Here is a 26,352-nt window from a genome sequence, read left to right as displayed (position 1 = left end):
TCCGTCACCAAGTCGACAATCGACACGACCGACGACCAGCCGATGGGGAGCCGTTTTCCGATGAATCCGTACGAGTCCGAGCCCGTTGACCGCCTGGTGACGGCGTCCGCCGACGGCGAGGACCAGGCGGTGGAGGCGGCGCTGCGGCCGAGGATGCTCGAGGAGTTCATCGGTCAGGAGCGGGTGCGTGAGCAGCTGTCGCTGGTGCTGCAGGCGGCCCGTCAGCGCGGCGCGGCGCCGGACCACGTGCTGCTGAGCGGCCCGCCCGGGCTGGGCAAGACCACGCTGTCGATGATCATCGCGGCGGAGCTGAACGCGCCGATCCGGATCACCTCCGGCCCGGCGATCCAGCACGCCGGCGACCTGGCGGCGATCCTGTCCTCGCTGACCGAGGGCGAGGTGCTGTTCCTCGACGAGATCCACCGGATGTCCCGGCCCGCCGAGGAAATGCTGTACATGGCGATGGAGGACTTCCGGGTCGACGTGATCGTCGGCAAGGGGCCGGGGGCGACCGCGATCCCGCTGGAGCTGCCGCCGTTCACGCTGGTCGGGGCGACCACCCGGGCCGGTCTGCTGCCGCCGCCGCTGCGCGACCGGTTCGGTTTCACCGGCCACATGGAGTTCTACGCGCCCGCCGAGCTGGAGCGGGTGGTCCACCGTTCGGCGGGTCTGCTGGACGTCGAGATCGACCCGGCGGGCGCGGCGGAGATCGCCGGCCGCTCCCGTGGCACGCCCCGCATCGCCAACCGGTTGTTGCGCCGGGTGAGGGATTTTGCCCAAGTCCGTCACGACGGTCTGATCACCCGGGAAATCGCCGCCCGGGCGCTCGAGGTGTACGAGGTTGACGCGCGCGGACTGGACCGGCTGGACCGCGCGGTGCTGGAGGCGCTGCTGAAGCTCTTCGGCGGCGGACCGGTCGGCCTGTCCACCCTGGCGGTCGCCGTCGGGGAGGAGTCCGAGACCGTCGAGGAGGTCGCCGAGCCTTTCCTGGTAAGGGAAGGGCTGCTCGCGCGCACCCCGCGCGGGCGGATCGCGACGGCGGCGGCCTGGCAGCACCTGGGTCTCACTCCGCCGCAGCCGGCCCGGGCGCCCCGCGGGGCGCAGCCCGAACTGTGGGCGGACGGCCAGGCCTGACCGGGCTGCCTTATCGGGGGTTTATGTCCATGCCAAGGCTCGCCACTTTCGGCGCCGCACTGGCATGCTTGGCGTTGTCCGTTGAGTGCGGGTCGCCTAGACTCCGCCGGACCGCCCCTCTCGCCCGACGGGCCGACGTACACGCACTGGCCACCTGACCGGTGACCGACTAAGGACCCTGGCTGTGTCTCAATACATCATTCTTGTCCTCCCGCTCCTCGCGATCTTCCTGATGTTCCGCTCGCAGAAGAAGCGGCAGGCGCAGATGCAGACCATGCAGTCCGCGCTGCAGCCGGGTTCGGGTGTCCGGACCATTGGCGGCATGTACGCGCTGGTCAAGGCGATCAACGATGAGACGGTCGAGCTCGAGGTCGCTCCCGGTGTGGTGGCGCACTACACCAAGGGCGCCATCGCCGCGGTCCTGGAGCCGCTCGAGTACGAGGCGATCATCAACGGCCGTCCCGCCGAGGACGAGTCGGAGGACGACGTGGTCGAGGCCGCCGAGGGCACGGACGCCGACGAGAAGCCGCTGAGCCTGTCCAAGGACGAGGCGAAGGTCGGCGCCGAGGCTCCCGAGAGCAAGTAGTACGGCCGGGGGGGCCTCTCTTCCCCGACCAGCGGCATCCGCCGCAAGCCCACAGGACCTCTTGGGCCGCCGTGCGTCCGTCTCTCCCGGGCCCCGCCCTGTGCGGGGTCCGGGGCCGGCCGCCGGGCGGCATGGACAGGGAGAAACGAACAAGGTGGCAACACCCAAGTCGCGGTCGCGCGACGGATACCCGGGGAGGGCGCTGGCGCTCATCCTGGTGGTCACCGTCGGCCTGGTGGCCCTCATGTTCGGGACGGGCTACACCAAGCCGCGTCTCGGTATCGACCTCGCCGGTGGCACCAGCGTCACGCTGACCGCCAAGTCGGACGATCCTTCCGCGATCAACAAGGCAAACCTTGACACCGCGGTCGGCATCATCCAGAAGCGCGTCAACGGCATGGGTGTCTCCGAGGCCGAGGTCCAGACCCAGGGCAACAGCAACATCATCGTCAACATCCCCGACGGTGGTAACACGCAGGAGTCCATCGACAAGGTCGGTGACACCGCGAAGCTGTACTTCCGCCCGGTCCTGGCCGCCGCGCCGAGCGGTGTGAGCGCCCAGCCGCAGCCGAGCGGGTCGCCGTCGTCGGCGCCCAGCGGCTCGGCCAGCCCGTCCGCCTCGGGCAGCGCCTCCGCGCCCGCCTCGCCGAGCTCCTCGGCGAGCAAGGCCGGCCGCGCCGTCTCCGGCGCCCTGCAGGCCGACCCGACCTCCGCCGCGAGCGGCTCCGCCTCGGCCCCGGCCACCGGCTCGGCCGCTCCGAGCGCCGGCGCCAGCGCCCCGGCCGACCAGCCCGACATGACTGCCGCGCTGACCCAGGGCACTGCCCCGGCCGAGCTGCAGAAGCAGTTCACCGCGCTGGACTGCTCGGTCAAGGAGCAGCGGAAGAACTACCAGTCCAGCGACCCGGCCCAGCCGACCGTGGCCTGCTCGTACGACGCCGAGCAGGGCCTCTGGTACAAGTTCGCGCTCGGTGGTGTCGCCGTGAACGGCCAGGACGTCACCAAGGCGCAGGCCGTGTACGACACCCAGAGCGCCAAGGGCTGGATGGTCGACCTGTCGTTCAACGACGCGGGCTCGAAGGCCTTCGCGGCCACCACCGGCAAGCTCGCCACCCAGCAGTCCCCGGGCAACCAGTTCGCCATCGTGCTGGACGGCGCGGTCGTCTCGCACCCGTACGTCTCCGAGTCGATCACCGGTGGCAGCGCGGTCATCTCCGGCACCTTCACCCAGGCCGACGCCAAGTCGCTGGGCAACGTGCTGAGCTACGGCGCGCTCCCGCTGGACTTCGTGAAGAGCGACGTCACCACCGTCTCCCCGCAGCTCGGCTCCGACCAGCTGAAGGCAGGCCTGATCGCCGGTCTGATCGGCATGGTCCTGGTGGTCGTCTACTCGCTGGTCTACTACCGCGGCCTGGGCCTGATCTCGATCGCCGGCCTGGTGGTCTCCGCGGTCCTGACCTGGTCGATCATGAGCCTGCTGGGCGCCGGCGTCGGCTTCGCGCTGAACCTGCCCGCGGTCTGTGGCGCGATCGTCGCGATCGGTATCACCGCCGACTCGTTCATCGTGTACTTCGAGCGCATCCGTGACGAGGTCCGCGAGGGCGCCCAGCTGCGTCCGGCCGTGCAGCGTGCCTGGCCGCGGGCCCGGCGCACCATCCTGGTGTCGGACTTCGTGTCCTTCCTGTGTGCCGCGGTGCTGTACCTGGTGTCGGTCGGCAAGGTGCAGGGCTTCGCCTTCACCCTGGGTCTGACCACCCTGCTGGACGTCGTGGTGATCTTCCTGTTCACCAAGCCGCTGATCACCCTGCTGGCCCGCACGAAGTTCTTCTCCAGCGGTCACCCGTGGTCCGGCCTGGACCCGAAGCGGCTCGGCGCCCGTCCGCCGATCCGCGGCTCGCGCCGCCGTCCCGCCCCCTCCCAGCAGACCCAGGAGGTCTGACCCATGTCGCTCCGCAACATCGGTCACCGCCTCTACCAGGGCGAGGTCTCGTTCGACTTCGTCGGCAAGCGGAAGATCTGGTACTCGATCTCCGCGGTGATCGTCCTGGTGGCCGCGATCGGCCTGGCCATGGGCCTGCACCTGGGCATCGAGTTCAAGGGCGGCTCGGTCTACACCGTGCACAAGCCCGGACTGACGGTGTCCCAGGCGAAGGACGTCGCGAACAAGATCACCGGCTCCAACACCGCGCTGGTGCAGACCACGGACAAGGGCGACGTCCGGGTCCAGATCAGCGCCGAGGAGTCGGTGCCGGCCGCGACCTTCACCAAGGAGTTCTCGAAGGCCGTCGGCGTCGAGGAGAAGGACATCAACGCCCAGGTGATCGGCCCCTCCTGGGGTTCGGACATCTCCAAGAAGGCGCTGACCGGCCTGGTCATCTTCATGGTCCTGGTCACCGTCTACCTGGCGATCGCCTTCGAGTGGCGGATGGCGCTGGCCGCGCTGGTCGCGCTGATCCACGACCTGCTGATCACCATCGGTGTCTACGCGCTGGTCGGCTTCGAGGTCACTCCGGGTACCGTGATCGGCTTCCTGACCATCCTCGGTTACTCGCTCTACGACACGGTCGTCGTCTTCGACACCGTGAAGGAGAACACCAACGGCCTGACCAAGCAGTCGCGCCGGACCTACAGCGAGGCCGCCAACCACGGCCTCAACCAGACCCTGGTGCGTTCCATCAACACCACGGTCGTCGCGCTGCTGCCGGTCTCCGCCCTGCTGTTCATCGGCGGCGGCCTGCTCGGCGCGGGCACCCTCAACGACATCTCGCTGGCGCTGTTCATCGGTCTCGCCGCCGGTGCCTACTCCTCGATCTGCGTCGCCACCCCGCTGCTCGCGCAGCTCAAGGAGCAGACCCCGGAGATGAAGGCGCTCGCCAAGCGCGTCCTGCAGCGCCGGGCGTCCGAGGCCAAGGCGGCCGAGGAGGCCGAGGCCCGGGGCGAGGACGGGATGATCGACGAGGAGCTCGCGGCAGGTATGGTCGGACAGCGCAACCAGCCGACCAGCCGCTCCCGGGGCAAGGGACGGCCGTCCGGCAAGCGCTGAACCCCGCTGTCAGTTAAGGAACCCCCGTGACCTCCACCACCGACCCCGCCCTGTCCGAGCTGCTCAACAGCCGGATCCGGGACGTGCAGGACTACCCGAAGCCGGGCGTCCTGTTCAAGGACATCGCCCCCCTGCTGGCCGACGCCGAGGCGTTCGGCGCGCTGACCCGGGCGCTGGCCGAGCGGGCGAAGGAACTCGGCGCCACCAAGGTGGTCGGCCTGGAGGCGCGGGGGTTCGTGCTGGCCGCGCCCGCCGCGGTCGCGGCCGGACTCGGGTTCGTCCCGATCCGCAAGAAGGGCAAGCTGCCCGGCGACGTGTTCTCCCGCTCGTACGACCTGGAGTACGGGTCGGCGACGCTGGAGGTGCAGTGCGACGCGTTCGCCCCCGGCGAGAAGGTGCTGGTGGTGGACGACGTGCTGGCCACCGGCGGCACCATCTCCGCCTCGCTGGACCTGGTCCAGGAGGCCGGCGCCGAGCTGGTGGGCGTCGTGGTGCTGATGGAACTCGGGTTCCTGACGGGGCGTGAGCGCCTGGAGCCGCACCTGCACGGTGCGCCGCTGGAGACCCTGGTCGTGGTCTGAGCGGGAAGACCGCTTTCGGAAGCCGCCCGGGAACAGATCCTGTTCCCGGGCGGCTTTCCGCACATGTGGGGTCGGCCGGGCGCGGAAGCCCGTCGCGCCGCCGGTACGATGAAGATTGATCCGTCTGCACGTAGGAGTGTCCTTGCCCGACGAGGTTGTGCCCACGGCTGCGACTGCCAGTTCCCGCCCTTCCCCCGGCGGGATGCGGGCTCGCCTCGCTCGGCTGGGCGGACAGCGCAGTTCGATGGTCAACCCGGTGCTGGAACCGCTGTTCCGGACCATCCGGGCCAACGACCCGAAGGCCGACCCGGCCCTGCTCAAGGACATCGAGCGGGCGTACGCGGTGGCCGAGAAGTGGCACCGCGGGCAGAAGCGCAAGAGCGGCGACCCGTACATCACGCACCCGCTGGCGGTGGCGACCATCCTGGCCGAGCTGGGGATGGACGCGCCGACGCTGATGGCGGGGCTGCTGCACGACACCGTCGAGGACACCGACTACGGCCTGGAGACGCTGCGGCACGACTTCGGTGACTCGGTGGCGCTGCTGGTCGACGGCGTCACCAAGCTGGACCGGGTGAAGTTCGGCGAGGCGGCGCAGGCGGAGACCGTCCGCAAGATGGTCGTCGCGATGGCCAAGGACCCGCGGGTCCTGGTGATCAAGCTCGCCGACCGGCTGCACAACATGCGCACCATGCGTTACCTGAAGCGGGAGAAGCAGGAGAAGAAGGCCCGCGAGACGCTGGAGATCTACGCCCCGCTGGCGCACCGGCTGGGCATGAACACCATCAAGTGGGAGCTGGAGGACCTGGCGTTCGCCATCCTCTACCCCAAGATGTACGACGAGATCGTCCGGCTGGTGGCCGAGCGCGCCCCGAAGCGCGACGAGTACCTGGCGACCGTGATCGACCAGGTGCAGGGCGACCTGCGCGGGGCGCGGATCACCGCGCAGGTGACGGGCCGCCCGAAGCACTACTACTCGGTCTACCAGAAGATGATCGTCCGGGGCCGGGACTTCGCCGAGATCTACGACCTGGTGGGCATCCGGGTCCTGGTCGACACCGTCCGCGACTGCTACGCGGCGCTGGGCACCATCCACGCGCGGTGGAACCCGGTGCCGGGGCGGTTCAAGGACTACATCGCGATGCCCAAGTTCAACATGTACCAGTCGCTGCACACCACGGTGATCGGTCCCGGCGGCAAGCCCGTCGAACTCCAGATCCGCACCTTCGACATGCACCGCCGCGCCGAGTACGGCATCGCCGCGCACTGGAAGTACAAGCAGCGGGCGGTGGCCGGCGCGTCCAAGGTGCGCACCGACACCCCGACCCACAAGCGGCAGCACGACAAGGCCGACGCGGTCAACGAGATGGCCTGGCTGCGGCAGCTGCTGGACTGGCAGAAGGAGACCGAGGACCCCAGCGAGTTCCTCGAGTCGCTGCGCTTCGACCTGTCCAGCAACGAGGTGTTCGTCTTCACCCCGAAGGGCGACGTGATAGCGCTGCCCGCGAAGGCCACCCCGGTGGACTTCGCGTTCGCGGTGCACACCGAGGTCGGCTGCCGGACCATCGGCGCCCGGGTGAACGGCCGGCTGGTGCCGCTGGAGTCGACGCTGGAGAACGGCGACACGGTCGAGGTGTTCACCTCGAAGGCGGAGAACGCCGGCCCGTCCCGGGACTGGCTGAACTTCGTCAAGTCGCCGCGGGCCCGGAACAAGATCCGCGCCTGGTTCTCCAAGGAGCGCCGCGAGGAGGCGATCGAGCAGGGCAAGGAGGCGATCGCCCGGACCATGCGCAAGCAGGGCCTGCCGATCCAGCGGATCCTCACCGGGGACTCGCTGGTCACGCTGGCCCACGAGATGCGCTACCCGGACATCTCCTCGCTGTACGCGGCGATCGGCGAGGGCCACGTCGCCGCGCCGGCCATCGTGCAGAAGCTGGTCCAGGCGATGGGCGGCGAGGAAGGCGCGGTCGAGGACCTCGTCGAGACCACCACCCCGTCCCACCAGCCGCGCTCGATGCGCCGCCGGGCCAAGGGCGACCCGGGCATCATCGTCAAGGGCGTCGACGACCTGTGGGTGAAGCTGGCGCGCTGCTGCACGCCGGTGCCCGGCGACCCGATCGTCGGCTTCATCACCCGCGGCAACGGCGTCTCGGTGCACCGCGCGGACTGCGTCAACGTCGAGTCGTTGCAGCAGCAGCCCGAGCGGATCATCGACGTCGAGTGGGCGGCCACCCAGTCCTCGGTGTTCCTGGTGGCCATCCAGGTGGAGGCGCTGGACCGCTCCCGACTGCTGTCGGACGTCACCCGGGTGCTCTCCGACCAGCACGTCAACATCCTGTCCGCGGCGGTGCAGACCTCCCGCGACCGGGTGGCGATGAGCCGGTTCACCTTCGAGATGGGCGACCCGAAGCACCTCGGCCACGTCCTGAAGGCCGTCCGCGGCGTCGAAGGCGTGTACGACGTCTACCGGGTCACCTCGGCCCGCAACAAGTAGCCCTCCGCGCCTGGCCCTCCGGGTGCAGGCCGCCCCCGCCCCGCCGACACTGGCCGGGTGGGGGCGGCCCGCTCATTCCCGGAGGCACCGTGCACGCGATTCGGACGACGACGGCGATGGCCGGCGCGGCGGCGGCCGTCGCGGCCCTGACGGCCGGCTGCGGCTCGGGCCACTCCACCGGACCGGGCGCCGCCGGCAGCCCGGCGGCGGCCACCGCGACCGCCACCGCCCCCGCACCCGGCACCGACAACGGGGTGGCCGGCCGACCGGCCGACGAGATCCTCCGGCAGTCCGTCCAGGCCCTCACCGACGCCCACGCGGTACGGGCGGTCGGCACGGTCGGCGGCGAGGGCCAGGCGATCACCATCGACCTGCGGCTGGACACCGCGGGCAACTGCACCGGCACGCTGGGCCAGAGCGGCGTGGGCAGCTTCCAGGTGGTGAAGGCCGGCCAGCAGCTGTGGGTCAAACCCGACCAGGCGTTCTGGCAGAGCCACGGCGGATCCGCGCTGGCCGACGCCGTCGGCGACCGCTACCTGAAGACCACCAGCGACGACCCCGACTTCGGCGACATCGCCGGCCTGTGCGACCTCGGCGCCCTCGCCGACCAGCTCGGCAGCGCGGCGAGCGACCTCGCCAAGGGCGCCACCAGCACCGTCCAGGGCCGCCCGGCGGTCGCCCTCACCCGCAGCACCGACAGCGGCACCGCCACCCTGTACGTGGCCACCTCCGGCCCGCCGGTGCCGCTGCGGCTGGAACAGTCCGTCGGCGCGGTCGACTTCAGCGACTTCGGCACCCCGGTGCCCTCCGCCACCCCCGGCCCCGACCAGAGCGTGGACATCGACCAGCTCCAGCCCGAGGCCAGCCCGACCACCGTCTGAGCGCCCGCACGCAGAAGGGCCCGGCCGCCGTGACGGCGACCGGGCCCCTTCCTCGACGAAGCGTCAGGAGCTGAACTCCTGCAGCGACTTCTGCGCCTGGTCGAGCAGCGCCTGACGGCCCGCCAGCTCGGCCTCCAGCTTGGCGGCCTTCGACGTGTTGCCGGCCGAGCGGGCCTTGTCCAGGTCGGACTGCAGCTTGTCGACGGCGGACTGCAGCAGCGCGGTCATGCCGGTGGCGCGGGCGCGGGCCTCCGGGTTGGAGCGCTGCCACTCGGCCTCCTCGGCCTCGCGGACGGCGCGCTCCACCGCGGCCAGCCGGCCGTCCAGCTTCGGACGGGCGTCGCGCGGGACGTGACCGATCGCCTCCCAGCGCTCGGAGACCTCGCGCAGCGCGGCCTTGGCGGCCTTCAGGTCGGTGATCGGCAGGATCGCCTCGGCCTCGACCAGCAGCGCCTCCTTGGCCTTCTGGTTCTCGCCCTGCTCGGCGTCACGCTCGGTGAACACCGCGGACCGGGCCTGGAAGAAGACGTCCTGGGCGCCGCGGAAGCGGGCCCACAGCTCCTCCTCCGCCTCGCGCTGGGCGCGGCCGGCGGCCTTCCAGCGGGTCATCAGGTCGCGGTAGGCGGCCGCGGTCGGGCCCCAGTCGGTGGAGTTCGCGAGCTGCTCGGCCTCGGCGACCAGCTTCTCCTTGACCACGCGGGCGTGGTCGCGCTCCGAGTCCAGGGCCGCGAAGTGCGCCTTGCGGTGCTTGGAGAACACCGAGCGGGCGTGCGAGAAACGGTGCCACAGCTCGTCGTCGCTCTTGCGGTCCAGGCGCGGCAGCGCCTTCCAGCTGTCGACCAGGGCGCGCAGCCGGTCGCCGGCCTCCCGCCACTGGTTGGAGTCGGCGAGCTGCTCGGCCTCGGCGACCAGCGCCTCCTTGGCGGTGCGGGTCTCCTCCTGGGCCTTCGCCCGGGCGGCCTTGCGCTCGGTCTGCCGGGTCTCGATCTCGCCGGCCAGCGTGTCCAGGCGCTTGGCCAGCGACTCCAGGTCGCCGACCGCGTGCGCCTCGACGACCTGCGCGCGCAGGTGCTCCAGCGCGGCCTGCGCCTCCTTGGCGGCCAGGTCGGTCTTGCGCACCCGGTGCTCCAGGAGGGCGGTCTCCGCCTCCAGGCCCTGGAACTTGCGCTCGAAGTAGGCGAGGGCCTCCTCGGGAGAGCCGGCCTGCCAGGAGCCGACCTGGCGTTCGCCGTCGGCCGTCCTCACGTAGACGTTCCCCTGCTCGTCGACACGGCCCCACGGGTCGCTGCTCACAGCGCCTCCTCCACATGACGCCACGCCCACGGGCGGGAGCGTCGTCCACAGTTGATGTGCGGCGGACCGATGGAGTCCGCCGTCCCGAGCCGTCGTTGTCGTGCCGAGGGTGACGGCCGACGGTCTGGGCACCCTATACAACAGCAACATAGGCGACCAGCGCCGGTGCTGTCCGCATCCGGCGCCGGTCGATTTTCGCGGCGGGTCAGCCCTTGGTCGCGGTGACGGCCTTGAGGTCGACCGGGGTGGCCGGCGGGCCGTCTGTCGCGCCGCCCTTGACGCCGGCCTCGGCGACCTTCTGGAGCACGTCCAGGCCGCCGGTGATCTTGCCGAACGGGGTGTACTGGGGCGGCAGTTGGGTGTCCTTGTAGACCAGGAAGAACTGGCTGCCGTTGGTGTTGGCGCCGGCGTTGGCCATCGCCACGGTGCCCGCCGGGTAGGTCGCGCCGGTCAGGTTCTCGTCCTGGAACTGGTAGCCGGGGCCGCCGCGGCCGGTGCCGGTCGGGTCGCCGCACTGGAGGACGAAGATGCCGTCGGTGGTGAGCCGGTGGCAGGTGGAGCCGTCGAAGTACTGCTGACCCGCCAGGAAAACGAAGGAGTTGACGGTGTGCGGCGCCTTCTTCGCGTCCAGCGAGAGGGTCACCTTGCCCACCGAGGTGTCCAGCGTCGCGGTGTACGGGGACGCGGCGTCGATCGACATGGCCGGCTCGGCCGCCCACTTCTTGCCGCTCTCGGACGGAGTCGGCGCGGCGGACGCCTTCTTGTCGTCCTTCTTGTCCGAGCTGAACACACCGGCCGCGGTCGCTCCGATGCCCGCCAGCACCACCAGGGCCGCCACCGAGGCCACCACGACGTTGCGCTTCTTGCGCTTGGTCGCCGCTTCGGCGCGCGCCTGCATCTGGCGCTCGTACTTCTCGCGGGCGAGCTGTCGCCGACGCTGTTCGCTGCTGACCACCGGACGTGTCTCCTAATGCGCTGTGGGGCGAGGGACTTGTGACTGTCGTGTGCGCATCGTCGCACCCGTCGGCGGCCAAGTGTAGGGACCCCGCGCGTCAGCAGGGGATCAGTGCCACATGAGAAAGGCCTGAACGCGCGCGGGAACCGGTTCGCCCGCGGCCCGGTGCCGCCGGTAGGCTGCGGGGGAAACAAGACCGCCACCGTTACGAAACGAAGGACTCGCGTGTTCGTCGCCGGATTCCCCGCCGGGGCCTGGGGCACCAACTGTTACCTGGTCGCTCCCGCCGCAGGTGAGGAGTGCGTGATCGTCGATCCCGGGCACGAAGCGGCAAGCGGCGTCGAGGAGTTGATCCGCGAGCACCGGCTCAAGCCGGTCGCGGTGCTGCTCACCCACGGGCACATCGACCACATCGCCTCGGTGGTCCCGGTCTGCGGCGCGCAGGGTGTCCCGGCCTGGATCCACCCCGAGGACCGGTACATGATGGCCGACCCCGAGAAGGGCCTCGGGCGCTCCCTCGGGCAGCAGTTGATGGGCTCGATCACCGTCGGCGAACCGGACGAGGTCCGCGAGTTGACCGACGGCAGCGTGCTGGAACTCGCGGGCATGCAGCTCACCGTCGACCACGCCCCCGGCCATACCAAGGGGTCGGTGACGTTCAGGACGCCCGCCACACCGGACATCCCGCCGGTGTTGTTCTCGGGCGACCTGCTGTTCGCCGGCTCCATCGGGCGTACCGACCTCCCGGGCGGAGACAGCGGCGCGATCATGCGCTCACTGGCCCGGGTGTGCCTGCCCCTCGACGACGCGACCGTGGTGCTCTCCGGCCACGGCTCGCAGACCACCATCGGCCGAGAGCGCGCCACCAACCCCTACCTCCAGCAGGCAGCAGGGGCGGTCGGCGCCCAGGCTTTCCCGCGACGAGGAATGTGACGGAAGAGAAGTTGAGCACCTTCACCGCCCCCAAGGGCACCTACGACCTGCTGCCCACGGTCAACTCCGCGGCCTACCTGGCGATCCGCGAGCGGCTGTCCGCGCCGCTGCGCCGCGCCGGGTACGGCTACGTCGAGACCCCCGTGTTCGAGGACGTCAAGCTGTTCTCCCGCGGCGTCGGCGAGTCCACCGACATCGTCACCAAGGAGATGTTCACCCTCGCCAAGCGCCCCGAGAGCAGCGAGGACCTCGCGCTGCGCCCCGAGGGCACCGCGTCGGTGGTCCGCGCCACGCTGGAAGCCAACCTGCACAAGCTCGGCAACCTGCCGGTCAAGCTCTGGTACTCCGGCAACTTCTACCGCTACGAGCGCCCGCAGAAGGGCCGCTACCGGCAGTTCTCGCAGGTCGGCGCGGAGGCGCTGGGCGCCGAGGACCCGGCGCTGGACGCCGAGCTGATCATCCTCGCCGACGACGCCTTCCGCTCGCTCGGCCTGCGCGAGTACAAGCTGCTGCTGAACTCGCTCGGCGACCAGCAGTGCCGCCCGGTCTACCGCACCGCGCTGGTGGACTTCCTCTCCGGCCTCGAGCTGGACGCGGACACCCGCCGCCGCGCCGAGATCAACCCGCTGCGCGTCCTCGACGACAAGCGCCCGGAGGTGCAGGCCCAGCTGGTGGACGCGCCCATGCTGCGCGACTACCTGTGCGAGGACTGCAAGGCGTACGACGAGAAGGTCCGCGAGCTGCTCACCGCCGCCGGGGTCGCGTTCGTCGACGACCCCAAGCTGGTGCGCGGCCTGGACTACTACACCCGCACCACCTTCGAGTTCGTGCACGGCGGCCTCGGCTCGCAGTCCGCGATCGGCGGCGGCGGCCGCTACGACGGCCTGTCCGAGATGCTGGGCGGCCCGGCGCTGCCCTCGGTCGGCTGGGGCCTGGGTGTGGACCGCACCTTCCTCGCGCTGGAGGCCGAAGGCATCGAGCTCGACCTGCCCGTCACCACCGAGGTGTACGCGGTCGCGCTCGGCGAGGAAGCCAAGAACGTGCTGTTCGCGAAGACCGTCGAGCTGCGCCGGGCCGGCGTCGCCACCGACCTCGCGTTCGGCGTCAAGAGCATCAAGAACGCCATGAAGTCCGCGAACAGGTCCGGAGCACGCTTCGCCCTGATCGCGGGCGACCGGGACCTCGCCGAGGGCGTGGTCCAGCTCAAGGACATGGAGTCCGGCGAGCAGACCCCCGTCGCCCTCGAGGCGCTCGTCACCACCCTGAAGGAGAAGCAGCTGTGATCCGCACGCACGACGCGGGCACGCTCCGACCGGAGCACGCCGGCACCACCGTCACCCTGGCCGGCTGGGTGGCCCGCCGCCGTGACCACGGCGGCGTGGCCTTCATCGATCTGCGGGACGCCTCCGGCACCGTGCAGGTCGTGGTTCGCGACCTGGAGTCGGTGCACGGGCTGCGCTCCGAGTACTGCGTGAAGGTGATCGGCGACGTCCGGGTCCGCCCCGAGGGCAACGAGAACCCGGACATCCCGACCGGCGCCGTCGAGGTCGTCGTCGAGTCCATCGAGGTGCTGTCCGAGGCCGCGCCGCTGCCGTTCCAGGTCGCCGAGTACGAGCCCGGTTCGGTCAACGAGGAGGTGCGGCTCCGCTACCGCTACCTCGACCTGCGCCGCGAGGGCCCGGCCCGCGCGCTGCGGCTGCGCTCGAAGGTCAACCACATCATCCGCACGGTGATGGAGGAGAACGACTACCTCGACATCGAGACCCCGTACCTGACCCGCTCCACCCCCGAGGGCGCCCGCGACTTCCTGGTCCCGGTCCGCCTCCAGCCCGGCCACTGGTACGCCCTGCCGCAGTCCCCGCAGCTGTTCAAGCAGCTGCTGATGGTGGCCGGCATGGAGCGCTACTACCAGATCGCCCGCTGCTTCCGCGACGAGGACTTCCGCGCCGACCGGCAGCCGGAGTTCACCCAGCTGGACATCGAGGCGTCGTTCGTCGACCAGGAGGACATCCTGGCCCTCGGCGAGAAGGTCATCGCCGCGATCTGGCGCGAGGTGCACGGCTACGAGATCCCCAACCCGCTGCCGCGGATGACGTACGTCGACGCCATGTCGCGCTACGGCTCCGACAAGCCGGACGTCCGCTTCGGCCAGGAACTCACCGACCTGACCGAGTACTTCAAGGGCACCGAGTTCCGGGTCTTCCAGGCGCCGTACGTCGGCGCGGTCGTGATGCCCGGCGGCGCCTCGCAGCCCCGCAAGCAGCTCGACGCCTGGCAGGACTGGGCGAAGGCCCGCGGCGCCCGCGGCCTCGCGTACGTCCTGGTGGACGCCGAGACCGGCGAGCTGCGCGGCCCGGTCGCCAAGAACCTGTCCGAGGAGCACCTGGCCGGCCTGGCCGCCGCCGCCGGCGCCAAGCCCGGCGACGCGGTGTTCTTCGCGGCCGGCAACAAGACCGCCTCGCAGGAGCTGCTCGGCGCCGCCCGCCTGGAGATCGGCCGCCGCTGCAACCTGATCGACGAGTCCCAGTGGGCCTTCCTCTGGGTCGTGGACTTCCCGATGTTCGAGCCGATCGAGGACGACAAGGGCGAGTTCCAGGGCTGGCACGCGGTGCACCACCCGTTCACCGCGCCCACCGCCGAGTCGCTCGCCACCTTCGACACCGACCCGGGCAGCGCGCTCTCCAACGCGTACGACCTGGTGCTCAACGGCTCGGAGCTGGGCGGCGGTTCGATCCGTATCCACCAGCGCGACGTGCAGAAGCGGGCGTTCGACGCGATCGGCCTGTCCGAGGAGGAGGCCGCCTCGCAGTTCGGCTTCCTGCTGGACGCCTTCAACTACGGCCCGCCGCCGCACGGCGGCATCGCGCTCGGCCTGGACCGCGTGGTCACCCTGCTGGGCGGCTACGACACCATCCGGGACGTCATCGCCTTCCCGAAGACCTCCACCGGCGGCGACCCGCTGACCGGCGCCCCCACCCCGATCACCCCGGCCCAGCGCCGGGAGGCCGGCGTGGACGCCAAGCCGAAGGCCAAGGACGGCGCCAAGGCGGAGGCCGAGCCCACCGCCTGACCCACCGTCTGACGCATCGTCTGACGCACCGTCGAAAACTGACGGCACATCACAAAGATCACGATTCGTTCCGGCCCCGGCCGGTGCCCGCCTACCAGGAGTAGGCTCGCACCGCCCGGGGCCGGAACGCTGCACGACGGGGTGCAGGGCGCAAGAGGGGTCAAGGATGACCGTACGAACCAGAGTTGAACTCCCCACCGACACCGCCGAGACCCGGCGCGTGCACATGGCGGCCTTCCCAGGCCCCGAAGAGGCGGACCTGGTGGACGCGCTGCGCCGTGACCCCGCCTGGCTGCCGGAACTCTCCCTGGTCGCCGTCGACGACCGCGAGGTCGTCATCGGCCACGCCCTGCTCACCCGGCTGAAGATCGGCAACGGCAAGGGACTCGCCCTCGCCCCCGTCGCCGTCGCCCCCGAATGGCAGCGCAAGGGCGTCGGCACCGCCGTGGTCCGGGCCGCGCTGACCGCCGCCGCGGAAGCCGGCGAGCGCGTCGTGGTGGTCCTCGGCGACCCCGGCTACTACGGGCGGTTCGGCTTCGCGCCCGCCTCCGGACACCGCATCAGCGGCCCGTACGACGTCCCTGACGTGTACTTCCAGGCACTCCTGCTGTCCGGCGCGGACAGCGCCCCGCACGGCGTCTGCCGCTACGCGGCGCCGTTCGACGAAGTCTGACCGACGCCCGCCACTGGCCGTCGGCCGACCTGCGTCGACCACCGGCGGCCCGTAGCGTGAGTGCTCGTCGGCGGCACGGTGAGAAAGGCACATGAAGTGGCGGACCCCAAGCGAGGCAGGAAGCCCCGCGGCGCCAAGAGCGCCCCGCGCATCCCCAAGCGGATCTACGAACCCGAACTGCTCCGGCTCCAGCAGGAGCTGGTCAAGATGCAGGAGTGGGTGCGCAGCGAGGGCATCCGGATGGTCGTGATCTTCGAGGGCCGGGACGCCGCCGGCAAGGGCGGCGCGATCAAACGCGTCACCGAATACCTCAACCCCCGCATCGCCCGGATCGTCGCCCTCCCCGCCCCCACCGAACGCCAGCGCGGTCAGTGGTACTTCCAGCGCTACGTCGAGCAGCTCCCGGCGGCCGGCGAGATGGTGCTGTTCGACCGGTCCTGGTACAACCGGGCCGGCGTCGAGAAGGTGATGGGATTCTGCACCGAGGAGGAGTACTGGCAGTTCCTCCACCAGTGCCCCACCTTCGAACGGATGCTCATCGAAGCGGGCATCGTGCTGCGCAAGTACTGGTTCTCGGTCAGTGACATCGAACAGGAACGCCGCTTCCGCGACCGCCTCGACGACCCCATGCGGCAGTGGAAGCTCTCCCCGATGGACGTCGAATCCATCACCCGCTGGGAGGACTACTCGCGGGCCAAGGACGAGATGTTCGTCTACACCGACATCCCCGAATCCCCGTGGAACGTCGTCGACAGCGACGACAAGCGCCGCGCCCGGCTCAACATGATCGCCCACCTGCTGTCCTCCGTCCCGTACCACGAGGTGGTCCGCCCGGCGATCACACTTCCGGCCCGGCCCGAACCGCGCGGGTACCAGCGGCCGCCGCGCGACCTCCAGAAGTACGTCTTCGACCACACCGCGACACTGCTCGCCCGGTGACCGCCCCCGGTTGACCCGGCCGACGTGGCGGGCGTGCGATGGAGGGGATCCCGCAACGGCTGGAGGCACTCCCATGTATGTCCGTACCGTCTACGCCACCGGAGACCCCGCCCTGTTGGAGGACAGCCTCGACGCGCTGCGCGGCGAGGCTGTCGAACTCCTCTCCACCCAGCCCGGCTACCGCGGCTACGGGCTGTTCGCCAACCGGGCGCTCGGCACGCTCACCATGGGCTCCTGGTGGGACAGCCCCGAACACGAAGCCGCGAGTGACACTGCGTTGGCCGACCGGCGGGACACCTTGCTGGTGCCGTTCGCCGCGACCGTTGCCGTCAACCGCTGGGACGTTGTCGCGGCGGAACCCGGGCCCGCGGTGGAGAACGGGGGCTTCCGGCTGACTCGCTTCGCGTACGACGCGGCCGGGCTGGACGGGGTGGTGAAGGGCTTCGAGGAGAGCGGCCTCCCGGCGATCAGGGAGATCGACGGGTATGTGGGCGCCGCCATGCTCATCGACCGCGGGCGGTCGGTAGGGGTGGTCGGGACGATCTTCGCGGACCGGGGGGCGTTCGAGGCCTCGCGCGGGGCGCAGGCGGCGGTGCGCGCGGCGGCGAGCAAGGCTTCGGGGACAGTGATCTACGGGATGGAGGAGTTCGACGTCGTCCTGCTTCACCGGCCGCCGGAGGGCTGAGAGCAGGCGGGCGCGGGGAGACCGGCGCGATCCGGAGGGGCGCGAGAACAGGGGCGCGTGGGGGTACCTCCCGGCCCGCTAGGGCTGGGGGAGAACTGCGCGACAAGCGCACATCACGTCCGCGAGGTCGCGATCACGTGCAAGTGGCTGTCCTGCGTCGCGATCTGGCTGGTGGGCGCGTTCCCCTTCGCGCAGTTCCCCGCGCCCCTGATTTCGCACCGTATAGGGTTGCGTTCCGTGGACGAGCCCGACCTTTTCACGCATGCAGCCGAGGAACGCCAGAGTGCCGAGCCGGGGCGCGCCCCACTGGCGGTGCGGATGCGGCCGCGGACGTTGGACGAGGTGGCGGGGCAGCAGCAGCTGTTGAAGGACGGGTCGCCGTTGCGGCGGCTGGTGGCGGGTGCCAAGGGGCCGGCGGCGACGAGTTCGGTGATTCTGTGGGGGCCGCCGGGGACGGGGAAGACCACGCTGGCACATGTGATCAGCCAGGCGGTGGAGGGGCGGTTCGTCGAGCTTTCGGCGATCACGCACGGGGTCAAGGAAGTCCGGGCGGTGATCGAGGGGGCGCGTCGGGCGGTCGGGATGACCGGGCGGGAGACGGTGCTGTTCCTGGACGAGATCCACCGGTTCTCGAAGGCGCAGCAGGATTCCTTGCTCCCGGCGGTGGAGAACCGGTGGGTGACGCTGATCGCGGCGACCACCGAGAACCCGTACTTCTCGATCATTTCGCCGCTGCTGTCGCGGTCGTTGCTGCTGACCCTGGAGTCGCTGACCGACGAGGACATTCGCGTCCTGCTGCGCCGGGCGACCACCGACGAGCGCGGGCTCGGCGGGAGCGTGGAGCTGGCGGAGGAGGCGGAGGACCACCTGGTGCGGTTGGCCGGGGGTGATGCCCGGCGGGCGTTGACCATGCTGGAGGCGGCGGCGGGGGCGGCGCTGGAGCAGGGCGGGGGCGTGCTGACGCTGGCGGCGACCGAGACGGCCGTGAACAAGGCGGCCGTGCGGTACGACCGGGACGGCGATCAGCACTACGACGTGGCGAGTGCGCTGATCAAGTCGATCCGGGGCAGTGATGTGGATGCCACGCTGCACTACCTGGCGCGGATGATCGAGGCGGGGGAGGACCCGCGGTTCATCGCGCGCCGGTTGATGATCTCGGCGAGCGAGGACATCGGGCTGGCCGATCCGACCGCGCTGTCGACGGCGGTCGCGGCGGCGCAGGCGGTGGCGCTGATCGGGTTCCCGGAGGCGCGGATCATCCTGTCGCAGGCGGCGATCGCGCTCGCGCTGGCGCCGAAGTCGAACGCCGCGTACCTGGCGATCGACGCCGCGCTGGCGGACGTCCGGCAGGGGCTGGCGGGCGCGGTGCCGCCGCATCTGCGGGACGCGCACTACGGCGGGGCGAAGAAGCTCGGGCACGGCAAGGGGTACCAGTACCCGCACGACCTGGCGGAGGGCATCGCGGCGCAGCAGTACGCGCCGGACGCGGTGCACGGCAAGGAGTACTACAAGCCGACCAGGCGGGGTGGCGAGGCCCGGTACGCGGAGATCGCGGAGTGGACCAGGGCCCGGCTCAAGGGCGAGTGAACAGCCTGTAGACTGTCCGCAGTGTGTCCCGGGCCCGGGGTTCCGCGAGGAACGACCGGCCGCACCAGCGGGGCAACCAACGGAGGCCTCCCGCAAGGGAGTTCTCCAGGAGCGGCGCGCACCGGTTTTCGGTGTCGCGGGCAGCCCACCACCTTTCCCGGTCGGTGGGCGTCTCGTGTGCAAGCACATAGTGCCCGGTCGCGGAGAGCGGCTGACCATCCGGCGACGGACGGTTTTTCTCCGGGCCGCGAGAAGCGTCCTCCGTCAACACCTGGTGACAGCCGTATCTGAACAGGAAAAGGAAACATGGCGAACCAGAAGCGCCCCAAGGTCAAGATCGCCCGTGCTCTCGGCGTTCCGCTGACCCCGAAGTCCGTCAAGTACTTCGAGGCCCGCCCGTACCCGCCCGGCCAGCACGGCCGTGGCCGCAAGCAGAACTCTGACTACAAGGTCCGTCTGACCGAGAAGCAGCGTCTGCGCGCGCAGTACGACCTCAGCGAGAAGCAGATGGCGCGTGCCTTCGAGGCCGCCAAGAAGGTCGAGGGCAAGACCGGTGAGGCGCTCGTCGCCCTGCTGGAGGTCCGCCTCGACGCCCTGGTTCTGCGTTCGGGCATCGCCCGCACCATCTACCAGGCCCGCCAGATGGTCGTGCACGGTCACATCGAGGTCAACGGCTCGAAGGTCAACAAGCCGTCGTTCCAGATGAAGCCGGGCTACGTCGTCACGGTGAAGGAAAAGTCCAAGGAGAAGGTCCCCTTCCAGGTGGCTCGCGAGGGTGGCAACGCCGGCGAGGGCCAGACCCCGAAGTACCTCGAGGTCAACCTGAAGGCCCTGGCCTTCCGCCTGGACCGCGCGCCGCAGCGCCGCGAGGTTCCGGTTGTCTGCGACGAGCAGCTGGTCGTCGAGTACTACTCGCGCTGACCCGCGAGCGGAACGCCCCCTCGGTCTTCGGACCGCGGGGGCGTTTCCCGTTTCCGGTCAGGTGTTCAGGGCGCGGTGGACGGCGGTGTCCAGGTCGAGGCGGGTGCCGAGCCGGAACGCTTCCTCGTACTGCTGCGCGGTGAGGGCGGCGCGGGCGCGCTGCTCGCAGGTGCGGTGCGGGCCGCGGAAGGTGCGGGAGCCGAGGAACGGGGTGCCGAGGGCCGTCCAGAGCCGGTGGGCGGCGCCCTGCAGGACGCGCGCCTCGTACGGGTCGGGGGCGGGGTCCTCGGTGGTGAGCAGGGCCAGCAGGTCCATCGCGAGGGCGAGGCCGAGCGGGTCGCCCAGCGGGTGGGTGAGGCGGATCGAGTCGCGGGCGAAGCCCCGGGCGGCCCGCGGTTCGCCGGACTGCCGGCGGGCGTGGGCCAGCGTGTACAGGCCGTAGGCGTGCGCCCACTGCTCGCCGTGCGCCTCGCAGGTCTGCCGGACGCGCTCCGCCCAGGCGGCGGCGCCCGGGCCGTCGCCGAGGAACAGGTGGGCCAGGGCGAGTTCGGCCATGGCCATCAGGACGTGGGTGTCGAGCTCGCCGAGGGCGGTGTAGTGCCGCAGTGCCTCGTCGAGGAGTTCGGCGGCGCGGGCCGGGTCGTCGCCGATCAGGGCGGCGCAGCCCTGGCGGTGGACGGCGTGGGCGAGGGCCCGGCGGTCGCCGGTGGCCAGGGCCTGGCGGTGGCACCGGTCGAGGGCGGGGCGGGCGCGGGCCGGGTCGCCCTGGAGGGTGGCGAGGTGGCCGGTGACCCAGAGGGCCTTGGCGCGGGCGTCGGTGGGTTCGGGGGCGCGGGCGAGGGCGCGGTCGAGCCAGTGGCGGCCCTCGCCGAGCAGGCCGGTGCCGAGCCAGAAGTACCAGAGGGCGCCGGCCAGGGTGAGGGCGGGCTGTTCCTCGCCGGGTTCGGCGAGCGAGAACTCCAGGGCGGCGCGCAGGTTCGGGTGGGCGAGCCGGGTGCGTTCGGCGGTCTCGGCCTGCCGGGGGCCGAACCACTCGACCTCGCCCCAGGTGGCGACGCCCAGGTACCAGTCGCGGTGGCGGCGCAGCAGCCGCCGGTGGTCGTCGCCGGCCCGCAGCCAGTGGCCGCCGTAGTCGCGCAGGGTGTCGAGCATCCGGAACCGGGCGGGTTCGCCGTCGTGGCGTTCGAGGACGGACTTGTCGGCCAGCGAGTCGAGCAGGGCGAGGACGTCGTCGAGGTCGAGCCCGTGGCCGCCGCAGACGTATTCGGCGGCGTCCAGGTCGAAGTCGCCGGCGAAGACCGACAGGCGGGCCCAGAGTAAACGTTCCTGCATGGTGCAGAGTTCGTGGCTCCAGCCGATCGCTGTGCGCATCGTCCGGTGCCGGGACGGGGCGGTGCGGCCGCCGCCGGTGAGCAGCCGGAAGCGGTCGTCGAGCCGGGCCAGCAGCTGCTCCACGGACAGCGCGCGCAACCGGCCGGCGGCCAGCTCCAGGGCCAGCGGGAGGCCGTCCAGGCGGCGGCAGAGCAGCGCCACCTCGGCGCGGTTGGCGCCCGCCAGGCGGAAGCCGGGCCGGGCGGCGGCGGCCCGGTCGGCGAACAGCCGCATCGCCTCCGAGTCGGCCCCGCCGCCTCCCGGCTCGACCGGCAGCGGGGCCAGCGGCAGCAGGTGCTCGCCGGCCGCCCGCAGCGACTGGCGGGAGGTGGCCAGCACCCGCAGCCCGGGCGCGGCGCGCAGCAGCGAGTCGACCAGTTCGGCACAGGCGTCGACCAGGTGCTCGCAGCCGTCCAGCACCAGCAGCACGCGGCGCTCGGCGAGCGGCAACCGGCCGGTGGGGTCCAGGGCGGCCCGTACGGCGGGGCCGAGCAGCAGCGGATCACGGACCGGCGCGAGGTCGGCGAGGCGCGTGCCGTCCGGGAAATCGGGGGCGAGCCGGGCGGCGGCCCGCAGCGCCAGCCGGGACTTGCCGACCCCGCCCGGGCCGGTCACGGTGACCAGCCGGGAGCGGCCCAACAGGGCGGTCAGGGACTCGAGTTCGGCGGCCCGGCCGATGAACGCGGTGGCTTCGGCGGGCAGTCGGCCCGGTTCTCTCGGCGCTGCCGCCATGCCATCCATAGGGACGCCCCCGTCGCTAGGAACCCGTTCACCGGTGGGCGCGCGCTTCCGCGAGCCAACTCACCAACGAGGTGACCGGGCGGTAGGTTACGCGCGGTGTTCGCACATCCGACCGGTTCGGGGGCGGGCGTACCTGCCGATATCCGGTCGGGGAGCGGTCGGCCGCCACGGTAGGGTTCAGCTCTGGGATTGTGATAGTTGCGCAACCCCGGATTGCAAGAGTGTCGCAGCGACAGGCGAGGGAGCGCGCGAAGGTGTCCGTGGGAGAGCTGGCCGGGCTGCTGGTCGCCGTCTTCTGGGCGGTCCTGGTCACCCTGCTCGCCGTGGTCCTGGTCCGGCTGTCCAAGGTGCTGCGGGAGGCGACCGTCCTGGTCTCCGCCGTCACCGAGCAGGCCGTGCCGCTGCTGCAGGACGCGAACGCCGCCGTCCGCAGCGCGCACGAGCAGCTGGAGCGGGTCGACGAGATCACCGCCAACGTCCAGGACGCGGCGGCCGACGCCAAGGCGCTGTCCTCGACGGTGGCCGCCACCGTCGGCGGGCCGCTGGTGAAGCTGGCCGCGTTCAGCTACGGCGTGCGCCGGGCCGTGAACCGGCAGCAGGCCGGGCCCGTGGTGCCGCAGCAGAGCGGTGAGCGCGAGGAGCTGGCCCGGCTGATCCGGGCCGAGGTCCGGGCCGCGACCGCGCCGCGCGGCGGGCTGCTGGCCCGGGTCCGCCGGGCCGTGAGGGGCTGAGCGGCGATGGTGCGCAGAATCTTCTGGATGGCGGTCGGCGCGGGCGCCACCGTCTGGGCCATGAACAAGGCCAACGAGGCGGTGCACCGCCTCACGCCCGACTCGCTGTCCGGCACCGCCGCCCGCGGCGCGCTCCAACTCGGCGATGCCGCCCGGCAGTTCGCCCGCGACGTGAAGGCCGGCATGGCCGAGCGCGAGCAGCAGCTGCGCGCCGACCTCGGCCTGGACGGCACCGCGGTCGTCGAGCCGCCCCGCCGCCGCACGCTCAGCGGCGCGGCCGGGTCGAGCGGTGGCCGAGCTATCTCGGCGGCCCCGGGCTCCCCGGCCGCCGCCCTGCCCACGTCCCGCGGCACCCGCCGCACCACCCCCCAGACAATCGTTGCCAAGCCCCGTCAGCGCGAGCTGCCGGGCAGCACGACCGATCGGAAGGACCCCCACTGATGGAGTCGGCAGAGATCCGCCGCCGCTGGCTGCGCTTCTTCGAGGAGCGCGGCCACACCGTCGTACCGTCGGCCTCGCTGGTCGCCGACGACCCCACCCTGCTGCTGGTCAACGCCGGCATGGTGCCCTTCAAGCCGTACTTCCTCGGCGAGGTCAAGCCGCAGTTCTCGCGCGCCACCAGCGTGCAGAAGTGCGTCCGCACCCTGGACATCGAGGAGGTCGGGAAGACCACCCGGCACGGCTCGTTCTTCCAGATGTGCGGCAACTTCTCGTTCGGCGACTACTTCAAGGAAGGCGCCATCAAGTTCGCCTGGGAGCTGCTCACCAGCTCCGTCGCGGACGGCGGCTACGGCCTGGACCCCGAGAAGCTCTGGATCACCGTCTACAAGGACGATGACGAGGCCGAGCAGATCTGGCGTGACGTCATCGGCGTCCCGTCCGAGCGGATCCAGCGCCTGGGCATGAAGGACAACTTCTGGTCGATGGGCGTTCCCGGCCCGTGCGGCCCGTGCTCGGAGATCAACTACGACCGCGGCCCCGCGTACGGCGAGGAGGGCGGCCCGGCGGTCAACGGCGAGCGCTACCTGGAGATCTGGAACCTGGTCTTCATGCAGTACGAGCGCGGCCACGGCGACGGCAAGGACGGGTTCGAGATCCTCGGCGACCTGCCGAGCAAGAACATCGACACCGGCCTCGGCCTGGAGCGCCTCGCCGCCGTCCTGCAGGACGTCGACAACCTGTTCGAGATCGACACCAGCCGGATGATCCTCGACCGCGCCGCCGAGCTCACCGGCCACACCTACGGCGCCGACCACAAGTCGGACGTCTCGCTGCGCGTGGTCACCGACCACTTCCGCACCGCGCTGATGCTGGTCGGTGACGGCGTCACCCCCGGCAACGAGGGCCGCGGTTACGTGCTGCGCCGCATCCTGCGCCGCGCGATCCGCAACATGCGCCTGCTCGGCGCCACCGGGCCGGTCGCCAAGGACCTGATCGACATCTCGATCAAGGCGATGGCCCCGCAGTACCCGGAGCTGGAGACCGACCGCAAGCGCATCGAGACGGTCGTGGTCGCCGAGGAGAACGCCTTCCTGCAGACCCTGCGCTCCGGCACCAACCTGCTGGACGCCGCCGTCACCGAGACCAAGGCCGGCGGCAGCGTGGTGCTCTCCGGCGAGCAGGCGTTCAAGCTGCACGACACCTACGGCTTCCCGATCGACCTGACCCTGGAGATGGCCGAGGAGCAGGGCCTCCAGGTCGACGAGGCCGGCTTCCGCCGCCTGATGCAGGAGCAGCGGGACCGCGCCAAGGCCGACGCCAAGGCGAAGAAGATGGGCCACGCCGACGTCGCCGCGTACCGCGAGGTCGCCGACAGCGCCGGCGCGTCCGTCTTCACCGGCTACAACCACACCGAGGGCGAGGCCACCGTGGTCGGCCTGCTGGTGGACGGCGTCCCGTCGCCGGCCGCCAGTGAGGGCGACGAGGTCGAGCTGATCCTCGACCGCACCCCGTTCTACGCCGAGGGCGGCGGCCAGCTCGCCGACCACGGCCGGATCCGGCTGGACTCCGGCGCGGTCGTCGAGATCCGCGACGTGCAGCAGCCGGTGCCGGGCGTCATCGTGCACTCCGGCGGGGTGCTGTTCGGCGAGGTGGTGCTCGGCGCGTCCGCGTACGCCACCATCGACACCGAGCGCCGCCGGGCCATCGCCCGCGCCCACTCGGCGACCCACCTGACCCACCAGGCGCTGCGCGACGCGCTCGGCCCGACGGCCGCCCAGGCCGGCTCCGAGAACGCGCCGGGCCGCTTCCGCTTCGACTTCGGCTCGCCCGCCGCCGTGCCCGGCAGCGTGCTGGTCGACGTCGAGCAGAAGATCAACGACGTGCTGACCCGCGAGCTGGACGTCACCGCCGAGGTCATGACGATGGACCAGGCCCGCAAGCAGGGCGCCATCGCGATGTTCGGCGAGAAGTACGGCGACTCGGTCCGCGTGGTCACCATCGGCGACTTCTCCAAGGAGCTGTGCGGTGGCACGCACGTCGGCAACACCGCCCAGCTGGGCCTGGTGAAGCTGCTCGGCGAGTCCTCGATCGGCTCCGGCGTGCGCCGCGTGGAGGCGCTGGTCGGCGTCGACGCGTACAAGTTCCTGGCCCGCGAGCACACCGTGGTCTCCCAGCTCACCGAGCTGGTCAAGGGCCGTCCGGAGGAGCTCCCGGAGAAGATCTCCGGCATGCTCGCCAAGCTCAAGGACGCCGAGAAGGAGATCGAGAAGTTCCGCGCCGAGAAGGTGCTGCAGGCCGCCGCGGGCCTCGCCGAGGGCGCGGAGGACGTCAAGGGCGTGGCCCTGGTCGCCGCCCGCGTCGGTGACGGCACCGGTGCGGACGAGCTGCGCAAGCTGGTGCTGGACGTCCGCGCCCGGCTCGGCAACCGCCCGGCCGTGGTCGCGGCGTTCACCGTCGCCAATGACCGCCCGCTGACCGTCATCGCCACCAGCGAGGACGCCCGCGCCCGCGGCATCAAGGCCGGCGAGCTGGTCCGCACCGCGGCGAAGACGCTCGGCGGCGGCGGTGGCGGCAAGGACGACGTGGCGCAGGGCGGCGGCACCAACCCGGCCGCCGTCGGCGAGGCGATCGAGGCCGTCCGGGCACTGGTGGCCGAGCGCGCGTGAGCGAGGAGCACACCGAAGAGAAGGTCTTCCGGCGCGGCCGGCGGATCGCCGTCGATGTGGGTGACGCCCGGATCGGGGTCGCGGTCTGCGACCCCGACGGGCTGATCGCCACACCCGTGGAGACCGTCCCCGCCGGGGGCCGCTCGCAGGCCCGGCTCAAGGCGATCGTCGAGGAGTACGACGCGATCGAGGTCGTCGTCGGCCTGCCGCGCTCACTGAGCGGCAAGGAAGGCCCGGCCGCCGCCAAGGTCCGCGAGTACGCGGGCCGGCTGGCCATGCTGACCTACCCGGTCGGCGTGCGGCTGGTGGACGAGCGGATGACCACCGTCACCGCCGCCGCCGGGCTGCGCGCCTCCGGCCGGTCCTCGAAGAAGGGCCGCTCGGTGATCGACCAGGCCGCGGCCGTGGTGATCCTCCAGTCCGCGCTTGAGACCGAACGGGTGAGCGGACGCGCACCCGGCGAGAGTGTCGAGCCGGTGGCCTGACCGGCCAGGTCTAGGTTCCCGATCGGGGCCCGGGCGGGCGCGCCGCCGCCCCGGCCCCCGACGTTTGCCCCCCCCCGGGGGCCCCACCCAGACCCCCCCCAACAACGCCCCCCCACACCCCCCCCGCCCCCACAGCGCCCCC

At 71.5% G+C, this 26,352-nt stretch carries 22 protein-coding genes; 19 read left to right on the top strand and 3 right to left on the bottom strand.

Translation table 11 applies throughout. The annotated features are described in order from the left end of the window. Positions 1-60: 60 nt before the first annotated feature. The 7 genes from ruvB to ACGFWJ_RS28690 all read left to right on the top strand — a co-directional run bounded on the left by ruvB (position 61) and on the right by ACGFWJ_RS28690 (position 8,719). The gene (gene ruvB, locus ACGFWJ_RS28720) at positions 61-1,134 is read left to right on the top strand and encodes a Holliday junction branch migration DNA helicase RuvB (RefSeq protein WP_387642931.1); all 1,074 of its coding nucleotides are present in this window, start codon (positions 61-63) and stop codon (positions 1,132-1,134) included. Positions 1,135-1,318: 184 nt separating this feature from the next. Further along, positions 1,319-1,720: a preprotein translocase subunit YajC gene (gene yajC, locus ACGFWJ_RS28715; protein WP_387642930.1), complete on the top strand. Its 402-nt coding sequence runs from the start codon at positions 1,319-1,321 to the stop codon at positions 1,718-1,720. Positions 1,721-1,874: 154 nt separating this feature from the next. Beyond that, on the top strand, positions 1,875-3,659 hold the full coding sequence (secD, locus tag ACGFWJ_RS28710; protein ID WP_392954785.1) for a protein translocase subunit SecD: 1,785 nt from the start codon (positions 1,875-1,877) through the stop codon (positions 3,657-3,659). A 3-nt stretch (positions 3,660-3,662) separates the two neighbouring features. Continuing rightward, positions 3,663-4,763, top strand: a complete 1,101-nt coding sequence (gene secF, locus ACGFWJ_RS28705; protein ID WP_387642928.1) for a protein translocase subunit SecF — start codon at positions 3,663-3,665, stop codon at positions 4,761-4,763. A gap of 26 nt (positions 4,764-4,789) precedes the next feature. Next, positions 4,790-5,344, top strand: coding sequence for an adenine phosphoribosyltransferase (locus tag ACGFWJ_RS28700; protein WP_387861608.1), 555 nt, complete (start codon positions 4,790-4,792; stop codon positions 5,342-5,344). A 202-nt stretch (positions 5,345-5,546) separates the two neighbouring features. After that, complete coding sequence (locus ACGFWJ_RS28695) at positions 5,547-7,838, top strand: RelA/SpoT family protein (RefSeq protein ID WP_387642926.1); 2,292 nt, start codon at positions 5,547-5,549, stop codon at positions 7,836-7,838. Positions 7,839-7,927: 89 nt separating this feature from the next. After that, entirely contained in the window at positions 7,928-8,719 is a 792-nt protein-coding gene (locus tag ACGFWJ_RS28690; RefSeq protein WP_392954782.1) for a hypothetical protein, read from the top strand. A gap of 63 nt (positions 8,720-8,782) precedes the next feature. Here ACGFWJ_RS28690 and ACGFWJ_RS28685 read toward each other — a convergent pair whose 3' ends face one another. Both ACGFWJ_RS28685 and ACGFWJ_RS28680 read right to left on the bottom strand, forming a co-directional pair. Next, complete coding sequence (locus ACGFWJ_RS28685; protein WP_392954780.1) at positions 8,783-10,012, bottom strand: DUF349 domain-containing protein; 1,230 nt, start codon at positions 10,010-10,012, stop codon at positions 8,783-8,785. 205 nt (positions 10,013-10,217) lie between these two features. Next, on the bottom strand, positions 10,218-10,967 hold the full coding sequence (locus ACGFWJ_RS28680) for a peptidylprolyl isomerase (protein WP_392954778.1): 750 nt from the start codon (positions 10,965-10,967) through the stop codon (positions 10,218-10,220). Positions 10,968-11,192: 225 nt separating this feature from the next. Here ACGFWJ_RS28680 and ACGFWJ_RS28675 point away from each other — a divergent pair, with 225 nt between their 5' ends. The 8 genes from ACGFWJ_RS28675 to rpsD all read left to right on the top strand — a co-directional run bounded on the left by ACGFWJ_RS28675 (position 11,193) and on the right by rpsD (position 19,775). Beyond that, positions 11,193-11,900, top strand: coding sequence for an MBL fold metallo-hydrolase (locus ACGFWJ_RS28675; RefSeq protein ID WP_392954776.1), 708 nt, complete (start codon positions 11,193-11,195; stop codon positions 11,898-11,900). Positions 11,901-11,911: 11 nt separating this feature from the next. Further along, positions 11,912-13,183: a histidine--tRNA ligase gene (hisS, locus tag ACGFWJ_RS28670; RefSeq protein ID WP_392954774.1), complete on the top strand. Its 1,272-nt coding sequence runs from the start codon at positions 11,912-11,914 to the stop codon at positions 13,181-13,183. Further along, positions 13,180-14,970, top strand: coding sequence for an aspartate--tRNA ligase (gene aspS / locus ACGFWJ_RS28665; protein ID WP_392954772.1), 1,791 nt, complete (start codon positions 13,180-13,182; stop codon positions 14,968-14,970). The genes hisS and aspS overlap by 4 nt, the downstream gene beginning before the upstream one ends. A gap of 166 nt (positions 14,971-15,136) precedes the next feature. Then, positions 15,137-15,643 (top strand): GNAT family N-acetyltransferase, encoded by a 507-nt coding sequence (locus tag ACGFWJ_RS28660; protein WP_392954770.1) that lies wholly within the window; start codon positions 15,137-15,139, stop codon positions 15,641-15,643. Between the two features lie 150 nt (positions 15,644-15,793). Further along, positions 15,794-16,582 (top strand): polyphosphate kinase 2, encoded by a 789-nt coding sequence (gene ppk2 / locus ACGFWJ_RS28655; protein WP_387643040.1) that lies wholly within the window; start codon positions 15,794-15,796, stop codon positions 16,580-16,582. A gap of 73 nt (positions 16,583-16,655) precedes the next feature. After that, positions 16,656-17,267, top strand: coding sequence for a hypothetical protein (locus tag ACGFWJ_RS28650; protein ID WP_392954768.1), 612 nt, complete (start codon positions 16,656-16,658; stop codon positions 17,265-17,267). 237 nt (positions 17,268-17,504) lie between these two features. Further along, positions 17,505-18,854: a replication-associated recombination protein A gene (locus ACGFWJ_RS28645; protein WP_387643039.1), complete on the top strand. Its 1,350-nt coding sequence runs from the start codon at positions 17,505-17,507 to the stop codon at positions 18,852-18,854. Positions 18,855-19,160: 306 nt separating this feature from the next. Continuing rightward, positions 19,161-19,775 carry a 30S ribosomal protein S4 gene (rpsD, locus tag ACGFWJ_RS28640; protein WP_035860039.1) on the top strand — a complete coding sequence of 205 codons (615 nt, stop codon included), beginning with the start codon at positions 19,161-19,163 and terminating at the stop codon, positions 19,773-19,775. 57 nt (positions 19,776-19,832) lie between these two features. On the opposite strand, the gene ACGFWJ_RS28635 is transcribed toward rpsD, so the two are convergent. After that, positions 19,833-21,878, bottom strand: a complete 2,046-nt coding sequence (locus ACGFWJ_RS28635; protein WP_392954765.1) for an ATP-binding protein — start codon at positions 21,876-21,878, stop codon at positions 19,833-19,835. Positions 21,879-22,141: 263 nt separating this feature from the next. On the opposite strand from ACGFWJ_RS28635, the gene ACGFWJ_RS28630 reads away from it, so the two are divergent. The 4 genes from ACGFWJ_RS28630 to ruvX are packed head-to-tail and all read left to right on the top strand — an operon-like array spanning position 22,142 to position 26,210. Then, positions 22,142-22,618 carry a DUF948 domain-containing protein gene (locus ACGFWJ_RS28630; RefSeq protein WP_387861619.1) on the top strand — a complete coding sequence of 159 codons (477 nt, stop codon included), beginning with the start codon at positions 22,142-22,144 and terminating at the stop codon, positions 22,616-22,618. A 6-nt stretch (positions 22,619-22,624) separates the two neighbouring features. Continuing rightward, a complete protein-coding gene (locus tag ACGFWJ_RS28625) occupies positions 22,625-23,059 on the top strand; it encodes a DUF6167 family protein (RefSeq protein WP_387642915.1) in 435 nt (144 codons plus the stop codon). Beyond that, entirely contained in the window at positions 23,059-25,725 is a 2,667-nt protein-coding gene (gene alaS / locus ACGFWJ_RS28620) for an alanine--tRNA ligase (protein WP_387642914.1), read from the top strand. The genes ACGFWJ_RS28625 and alaS overlap by 1 nt, the downstream gene beginning before the upstream one ends. Next, the gene (gene ruvX / locus ACGFWJ_RS28615) at positions 25,722-26,210 is read left to right on the top strand and encodes a Holliday junction resolvase RuvX (protein WP_387642913.1); all 489 of its coding nucleotides are present in this window, start codon (positions 25,722-25,724) and stop codon (positions 26,208-26,210) included. Before alaS ends, ruvX begins: the two co-directional genes overlap by 4 nt. Positions 26,211-26,352 lie beyond the last annotated feature (142 nt).

It is taken from the genome of Kitasatospora sp. NPDC048407, assembly GCF_043200475.1.
GTDB lineage: Bacteria > Actinomycetota > Actinomycetes > Streptomycetales > Streptomycetaceae > Kitasatospora.
This window is presented reverse-complemented; position numbering and strand designations above follow the sequence as displayed.

Excerpts from the sequence above, each read along its gene's own strand:
- ACGFWJ_RS28625 (WP_387642915.1), top strand. The coding sequence starts at position 22,625 with ATGGTGCGCAGAATCTTCTGGATGGCGGTCGGCGCGGGCGCCACCGTC.
- ACGFWJ_RS28695 (WP_387642926.1), top strand. The coding sequence starts at position 5,547 with ATGCGGGCTCGCCTCGCTCGGCTGGGCGGACAGCGCAGTTCGATGGTC.
- ACGFWJ_RS28660 (WP_392954770.1), top strand. The coding sequence starts at position 15,137 with ATGACCGTACGAACCAGAGTTGAACTCCCCACCGACACCGCCGAGACC.
- rpsD (WP_035860039.1), top strand. The coding sequence starts at position 19,161 with ATGGCGAACCAGAAGCGCCCCAAGGTCAAGATCGCCCGTGCTCTCGGC.
- secF (WP_387642928.1), top strand. The coding sequence starts at position 3,663 with ATGTCGCTCCGCAACATCGGTCACCGCCTCTACCAGGGCGAGGTCTCG.
- ACGFWJ_RS28650 (WP_392954768.1), top strand. The coding sequence starts at position 16,656 with ATGTATGTCCGTACCGTCTACGCCACCGGAGACCCCGCCCTGTTGGAG.
- alaS (WP_387642914.1), top strand. The coding sequence starts at position 23,059 with ATGGAGTCGGCAGAGATCCGCCGCCGCTGGCTGCGCTTCTTCGAGGAG.
- ruvB (WP_387642931.1), top strand. The coding sequence starts at position 61 with ATGAATCCGTACGAGTCCGAGCCCGTTGACCGCCTGGTGACGGCGTCC.
- ACGFWJ_RS28635 (WP_392954765.1), bottom strand. The coding sequence starts at position 21,878 with ATGGCGGCAGCGCCGAGAGAACCGGGCCGACTGCCCGCCGAAGCCACC.